Annotated in this window: 4 protein-coding genes and 9 tRNA genes; 5 read left to right on the forward strand and 8 right to left on the reverse strand. The window is 37.5% G+C overall.

The genetic code is table 11. The features are described 5' to 3' along the window. Position 1: 1 nt before the first annotated feature. The 3 genes from GQR38_RS03650 (at position 2) to msrB (ending at position 1551) form a co-directional block, all read left to right on the forward strand. The gene (locus tag GQR38_RS03650) at positions 2–520 is read left to right on the forward strand and encodes a DUF2919 domain-containing protein (RefSeq protein ID WP_007584017.1); all 519 of its coding nucleotides are present in this window, start codon (positions 2–4) and stop codon (positions 518–520) included. A 2-nt stretch (positions 521–522) separates the two neighbouring features. Beyond that, on the forward strand, positions 523–963 hold the full coding sequence (locus GQR38_RS03655; protein WP_165721413.1) for a hypothetical protein: 441 nt from the start codon (positions 523–525) through the stop codon (positions 961–963). 147 nt (positions 964–1110) lie between these two features. Further along, positions 1111–1551, forward strand: a complete 441-nt coding sequence (gene msrB, locus GQR38_RS03660; protein ID WP_165721414.1) for a peptide-methionine (R)-S-oxide reductase MsrB — start codon at positions 1111–1113, stop codon at positions 1549–1551. A gap of 4 nt (positions 1552–1555) precedes the next feature. Here the strand turns inward: msrB and GQR38_RS03665 are convergent, their stop codons facing one another. The 8 genes from GQR38_RS03665 to GQR38_RS03700 all read right to left on the reverse strand — a co-directional run bounded on the left by GQR38_RS03665 (position 1556) and on the right by GQR38_RS03700 (position 4847). After that, positions 1556–3202 (reverse strand): tetratricopeptide repeat-containing response regulator, encoded by a 1647-nt coding sequence (locus GQR38_RS03665; protein WP_165721415.1) that lies wholly within the window; start codon positions 3200–3202, stop codon positions 1556–1558. Positions 3203–3707: 505 nt separating this feature from the next. Beyond that, positions 3708–3783, reverse strand: a tRNA-Val gene (locus GQR38_RS03670). Positions 3784–3844: 61 nt separating this feature from the next. Beyond that, positions 3845–3920, reverse strand: a tRNA-Val gene (locus tag GQR38_RS03675). Between the two features lie 32 nt (positions 3921–3952). Then, a tRNA-Val gene (locus GQR38_RS03680) sits at positions 3953–4028 on the reverse strand. Between the two features lie 49 nt (positions 4029–4077). Beyond that, positions 4078–4153: transfer RNA gene (locus GQR38_RS03685), tRNA-Val, on the reverse strand. Between the two features lie 153 nt (positions 4154–4306). Continuing rightward, positions 4307–4382, reverse strand: a tRNA-Val gene (locus tag GQR38_RS03690). Positions 4383–4542: 160 nt separating this feature from the next. Further along, positions 4543–4618, reverse strand: a tRNA-Val gene (locus GQR38_RS03695). A gap of 153 nt (positions 4619–4771) precedes the next feature. Next, positions 4772–4847, reverse strand: a tRNA-Val gene (locus GQR38_RS03700). A gap of 1168 nt (positions 4848–6015) precedes the next feature. On the opposite strand from GQR38_RS03700, the gene GQR38_RS03705 reads away from it, so the two are divergent. Then, a tRNA-Ala gene (locus tag GQR38_RS03705) sits at positions 6016–6091 on the forward strand. 37 nt (positions 6092–6128) lie between these two features. Further along, a tRNA-Glu gene (locus GQR38_RS03710) sits at positions 6129–6204 on the forward strand. The last annotated feature ends 175 nt before the right edge of the window (positions 6205–6379 follow it).

Below are 6379 nucleotides of genomic sequence, written 5' to 3' on the forward strand. Positions count from 1 at the left end.
AATGAGCCGATATGGGCCAGAATACTGGGATAAGTACGGAAGTTACCGTACGCCTATTGCATTTCATTTAAGTGTGCTTGTGCTATTACGCAGTTATTTTATTTGGGTTATTGCGGCTTTAAGCCGCAGGCCTGAACTAGATTTAATGTCGTTATTTTTTAAAAATAAAAATGATTTTTTTATCGCAATAACGATTGGAAGTATTGCAATAATACCGACTATTTTATTTTGTTTACGCAGACCACGAGATTCACACAGTGCAAGCAACAGGTTAGCAAGAATATGGCGACATATGCGCTGGCCTCTTATTTTATGTGCAGTTGTTGATTTAACATGGTTAAGTGTTCAAGCAGCGCATAGCCATTATCGATTTTCATCATTTTTAGCAGTACAAATGATGATTGTTTTATGGGTATTATGGTATTTGGTGAAAAGCCGCTATTTAACTGTTTTCTTTAATGATTGGCCTGAGCCGACAGAAAAGGCATCAGAAGAAAAAAAGCGACTTAAAAGGGATTAGTTGTGGACGCCGTAAATAAAAAAATAGCGATAGCTATATCGATAATAGGCTTTGTGCTTATTATTTTAATGATTAGCACTGAGCTTTTAGAGTTTATGTGGTTTAAAGCGTCATTTGGGTTATGGGTATTTGTTTTTTGCTCAAGCGTTTATAGGTTAACGCCTTTATTTAAATCAAGAAACAGGTTAGAGGATTTTATTCAGCGAGACGCCCAACACTTATTACTTTTTAGTTTGATGGGATTTTTTGATAAAAAGCACGGTCCAGATTGGTTAGTTATTGAGAGTATTGAACGTATAACGACAAAGGATGATGAGCTAATAATTTACAGTAATAACGAGCGCCAAATGAGTGTTAGTTTACCTGTAAAAAAAGCAGAGCTAGATAGTTTTATTAAACGAATACTTACCGACTCAGAAAAACAAAATATTACCTTTAGCTGAGGAGATTACCTTTAAAATTGAACGAGTTTTAGTTTTAAACGGTCAACACTCTTTAGCTGATCTCTAGTGTATTAAATAACGTAATAATTGACCGTACTTCTTATAAATTTATTAAGTACGGTTAATCAACTATTCAATGAGGCTATTATGTTGAAGTGGAATGATGTTATTAACTTTGCCACCAACGGCAATCCTACCCCAAGTAAAAAAGTAGTCAAAACTGACGAGCAGTGGCGGATGCAACTATCAGAAGATGAATATTACGTAACACGTAAGAAAGGAACAGAGCGCCCAGATAGCTCGGGTAGTTGTACATTACTCGAACCTGGCAAGTATGTGTGTATTTGCTGTGATAACCTATTGTTTGATGCCGATGAAAAGTTTGATAGTGGCACTGGTTGGCCGTCATTTACGCAACCTGCGACAATTGAAGCGATTGGCTATGTAAGCGATACAAGTCATGGTATGGAGCGCATAGAGGTGGTTTGTAACGTGTGCGATTCGCACTTAGGTCATATTTTTTCAGATGGTCCATTACCAACGGGTTTACGTTATTGCGTTAATGCCGCATCAATGAAAAAGCTCTAATATTTTATTTACTAGCGCTTTGAATATCTAAATTCATTTCTTTTGCTATGTGCAAAATCTTATCTAAACGCTGCGTCTGATCTGCTTGTAATTTAGTTTTATCAAGAAGGGCGTAGCACCTTCTAGCAAGATCCATATTAAATGAGCTGCCAGATTGCTTAGTTGAATCAAATAGGCACTGTAATAAATTAAGTGCGATACTTTGATTACGAGGCATGACTCTAAACGCTTGTGTAAAAGCTTCCAACGCAGTATTTAATTGGCCTTTATTAAATTGACTAACGGCATGGTTATTAAGCTCTTTTGGACCCATTTTAATATCGCGTCGCTCACTTTGTTGCTGCTGAATATAACGCAAGTAAGTTGTGTCGCTAACTGCAGGGTGTCTTTCACAGTGGCTAATTATTTGTGTGAATAAGGTTTGCGCCTTTTGATGAAACCCCAGTTCATGAAATGCTTTTGCTTTATCAAGTGCGCCATCAACCGATCGGATATGAGTATCGTCATCATCAAGTTGTTCAATTAGCTTTTTCGCTTTTTGATGCTCGTCTTTTAAGTAATGAAGTCGTGCATTAAGTACATCAATTTGAGCTTGATTTGCATTATTAGGAAACTGTTTTTTTAAATCATTAATGTACTGATTGGTTTGCCTAGAAATTCGTTGAATTTGATCAGTTTGATCAGTCGTTAACGCAAAGTCGATACCAGCACGTGCTGCATTCAAATAAACATCGGGGTGGTCGTGTATTGAGTGCTTTGCAAAGGTGGCTATATCTTTTTGAGTTAAATAGCTTTTTTCGTAGTCGTGATTAATTAGCGACACATTACTTAACGATTTTTGGCGTGTGATGTTTCGCGGTGCAATGTCTGCTGCTTGACTTAAAAAGCTTTGTGCTAGCTCAAACTGATTTAGCTTTATTTCTAATCTGCCCAACAAATCAAGGGCTACTAAACGAGTTTCTTGGCGCTCTAACATTGTCTTGAGCATTCGCTGCGCCAAAATATGTTCGTTATTCGCTATAAGTGCCTCTACTAAACCTACTTTTGCCCAAGCAAATTTTTGAATATCGAGAACAGACTTAAAAAAGTCTTTTGCATCTTGAGCACGCTTTAAGCGAAGTAGGGCATCGCCTTTTAAGCGAAGTAGGATAGGACTGTAATTATTATTTTTTTTATCCAGAGCGGTATCAATAAATTTAATAGCTTTTGAATCGTTACCATCATCAATTAATGAATACACTGTTTGTAAGTCGTGTTTACGCTTTAAGATTCGTTCAATGCGTGTTTTAAGCTCTTGTACTGTAAAAGGCTTAACTAAAAAGTCATCTGGCTGCAGCTCAAGAACACTATGAACGAGTGAGCCACTTGTTTCTGCTGAGATAAAAATAAAGCCAGTCGAACTTTTTATGAGCTGCTTTACACGTAGCTCTTCATAAAGCTGGTAGCCATCTTGGTGTTTGTTTAAGTTGAATGAGCAAACTATTAGATCAAATTCTTCACTTAAACACTGCTCTTTTGCAGAGTTTGCATGATCAGCAAAGCGCAACTGCCGAAAGCCAAGCCTTTCTAACGATTGTTTCATATAGCTTTGAGCAAGTGGCTGCTCCTCTACTATAAGTATTTTGGCTTTTGAATAGATCTTAGTTGGCATTGGCTTAAGCGTAATTGTATTTAACACAGACTATAATCAACAGTTTAACTCCTTACAAGGGAATTTAAATGATAGCTGTATTTATTAGGTACTTAACTTTGTCTAATACGTTTATCTAACTTCGAAAGTACTGAGCCGAATAGCATAATTAAAAACTAAATAAGTAAAATGGAAACGCTATATTTGATGAGTGCTTTAATATGGTAATTTAGATTTTAATAAAAATATGAAATGTATTTAAGGTAAAAAGAGGAGTTAAACGTATTTAATATGGGAAAAGAGTTATTACTAGAGAAGTTGTCATTTAAAGAGTTGTCTGATGGTATTTATATGTGGTGGGTGATTACTTGGCTTGATACCAGTGACCCTCGCCATTATTTGTAAAGAGTGGGGATGCTCTTTATTAAATGCGATTTATATATTGAGTTTTTATAAAGTTTGTAAATGTGTTTAATATGAGAAGGAAGAGTTATTACTAGAGAAGTTGTTTAATGGTATTTATATGTGGTGGGTGATACTGGACTTGAACCAGTGACCCTCGCCTTGTAAGGGCGATGCTCTCCCAACTGAGCTAATCACCCACATATAATAGGTATGCCTGTTATTTAATTCTTTGCTGTCAATTAACCGCTTGATGTAATTTGGTGGGTGATACTGGACTTGAACCAGTGACCCTCGCCTTGTAAGGGCGATGCTCTCCCAACTGAGCTAATCACCCAAATTACATTTTAATATGCACCATTCTAGGAATGGTGGGTCGTACTGGACTTGAACCAGTGACCCTCGCCTTGTAAGGGCGATGCTCTCCCAACTGAGCTAACGACCCATATTAAATTTTAAAACGCGACTATTAACATAATAATAGGCTTTATATGTGGTGGGTGATACTGGACTTGAACCAGTGACCCTCGCCTTGTAAGGGCGATGCTCTCCCAACTGAGCTAATCACCCACATATAAATTAAAACGCTACTATTGAAATAAATAGTACTGGACTTTAACCAGTGAACCTCGCCGTTACTTGTAAATAGCGGTAATGTTCTCTTTTTTCTAACTGAGCTAACGACCCATTTAGATTTTCTTGTAATATGCACCATTCTAAGAATGGTGGGTCGTACTGGACTTGAACCAGTGACCCTCGCCTTGTAAGGGCGATGCTCTCCCAACTGAGCTAACGACCCATATTACATGCTACTACCTATATAGATAGTACTGGACTTTAACCAGTGAACTTCGCCATCTTTTATAAAAGACGTTGATGCTCTCTTTTCTTGTAACTGAGCTAACGACCCATATTACAATTTTAAAACACGACTATTATATAATAATAGGTTTTATATGTGGTGGGTGATACTGGACTTGAACCAGTGACCCTCGCCTTGTAAGGGCGATGCTCTCCCAACTGAGCTAATCACCCACATATAAATTAAAACGCTACTATTAAAATAAATAGTACTGGACTTTAACCAGTGAACTTTGCCGTTACTTGTAAGTAGCGGTAATGCTCTCTATTTTCTAATTGAGCTTAGGACCCATATAGAATTTAGATGTGAACACTTTAATTAAAAAGTGGTGGGTGATACTGGACTTGAACCAGTGACCCTCGCCTTGTAAGGGCGATGCTCTCCCAACTGAGCTAATCACCCACATCTAAACAACATTGCATTGCTGCGTTGTTGTGGGGCGCTATTATAGATAGAGTTGGAAATGTGTCAACACTTGAATGATAAAAATGTGCTGAATGAAGGTTTTATAAACAATAGGATATGGTTGAAGTCTATTTTATCATCAAATTTGATATTGCAGTTCAATTAAGCACCTAATAAGCTCCTAAAAGTGAGTAGGGAATTATATTTTATTAATCTTAAATTTAGCTTCACGATACTTATTGTTTTTTTACTGGAGTCGTTTTTATGATTATGAGCAAGATGGATTAATATTAGGGCGAGTTATTTAGTGAATAGAGCGGTCCTTTAAAAATGAATTTAATCTAAACTCCCCAAAACAAATGCTATTTTCAGCATTCTAAACTCTATTTTTGTACTTACTTTATTTTTATAAGCCAACCTAGCCAAATCGTAAATACTCATACTTCACTAATAGCCTTCGGATTAAGACTAAATAGATCACATATAACTAGGGCGTGTTGACCTTAGTGGATTGAACCCAAAGGGCAGCGCATGTTTGGACTTTATGCGGCGTTATCGCCTATTCATGGGTAATAACCAAACTACATAGGCTCTGCCTTGCCTAAAAACCAAACATACTGCTGCAAATTCACCCACCAAAGATCAACACGCCCTAAAGTTTTGTACATAGCATTACGAAGCTACAATGCTCTTTAAAAAATGTTCTTCAAACAATAATCGAGTTTTTTAGTACGAGTGACGCTGGTTAATAAGCAAGTAAAGGCTGCGGGTACTCTCAAATCCACATTTAAGTTTTGGTTATTATAAGCAATTGTAACTTTTAAAAGATTAAGGCGATTGGCGGGGCCTTAATTGGTAGTTTTTAGATAAGTTCAATTTGCATATAAATGTATACCTTTGCTTTGATGCAATTTTGTTGCATTAAATAGGGGAGTAGGGTGTTGTTAAGTATTCGCTGCGATATAGTGATGTTATTATAAGCAGTAGGGCTAGAATCTTATTCAAATTGTATTTTTTAGCACGCTTGATAGCCAGTTTGTTGAAAATTAAACCATTTAAATAAAGCTAGGTAAAAAACTGTTGACTTTATTTTGGGTGGTGCATAGAATGCGCCCCGCACTAAGCGATACACGATGTGTTTATCACGGCGGGTATTGATTAAGTTGGGGCCATAGCTCAGCTGGGAGAGCGCTTCGCTGGCAGTGAAGAGGTCTGCGGTTCGATCCCGCATGGCTCCACCAAAAATTAGTGTTTTGTCCTAGGGTAGCAGTTTTCTGTGTCCCCATCGTCTAGAGGCCTAGGACACCGCCCTTTCACGGCGGTAACAGGGGTTCGAATCCCCTTGGGGACGCCACTTAACTTTTATTAGTTAAAGGCGGTTTTACCGAGAAAATAGCGTCACAATTAAAGCTCGAGTCTTTACTTGTATTAAACGCAATTACCTTAAAGCTCATGATGTGAGTTAAACTTATCAACTGTCCTAGTGACACATTTATGTGTCCCCATCGTCTAGAGGCCTAGGACACCGC

Origin of the sequence: Pseudoalteromonas sp. c7(2019) (genome assembly GCF_011378625.1) — a bacterium.
In the GTDB taxonomy this organism is placed as follows: Bacteria; Pseudomonadota; Gammaproteobacteria; order Enterobacterales; family Alteromonadaceae; genus Pseudoalteromonas; species Pseudoalteromonas arctica.

Bases quoted from the DNA above. Each gene is read 5' to 3' on its own strand.
- GQR38_RS03665 (WP_165721415.1), bottom strand. From the start codon at position 3,202: ATGCCAACTAAGATCTATTCAAAAGCCAAAATACTTATAGTAGAGGAG.
- GQR38_RS03650 (WP_007584017.1), top strand. From the start codon at position 2: ATGAGCCGATATGGGCCAGAATACTGGGATAAGTACGGAAGTTACCGT.
- msrB (WP_165721414.1), top strand. From the start codon at position 1,111: ATGTTGAAGTGGAATGATGTTATTAACTTTGCCACCAACGGCAATCCT.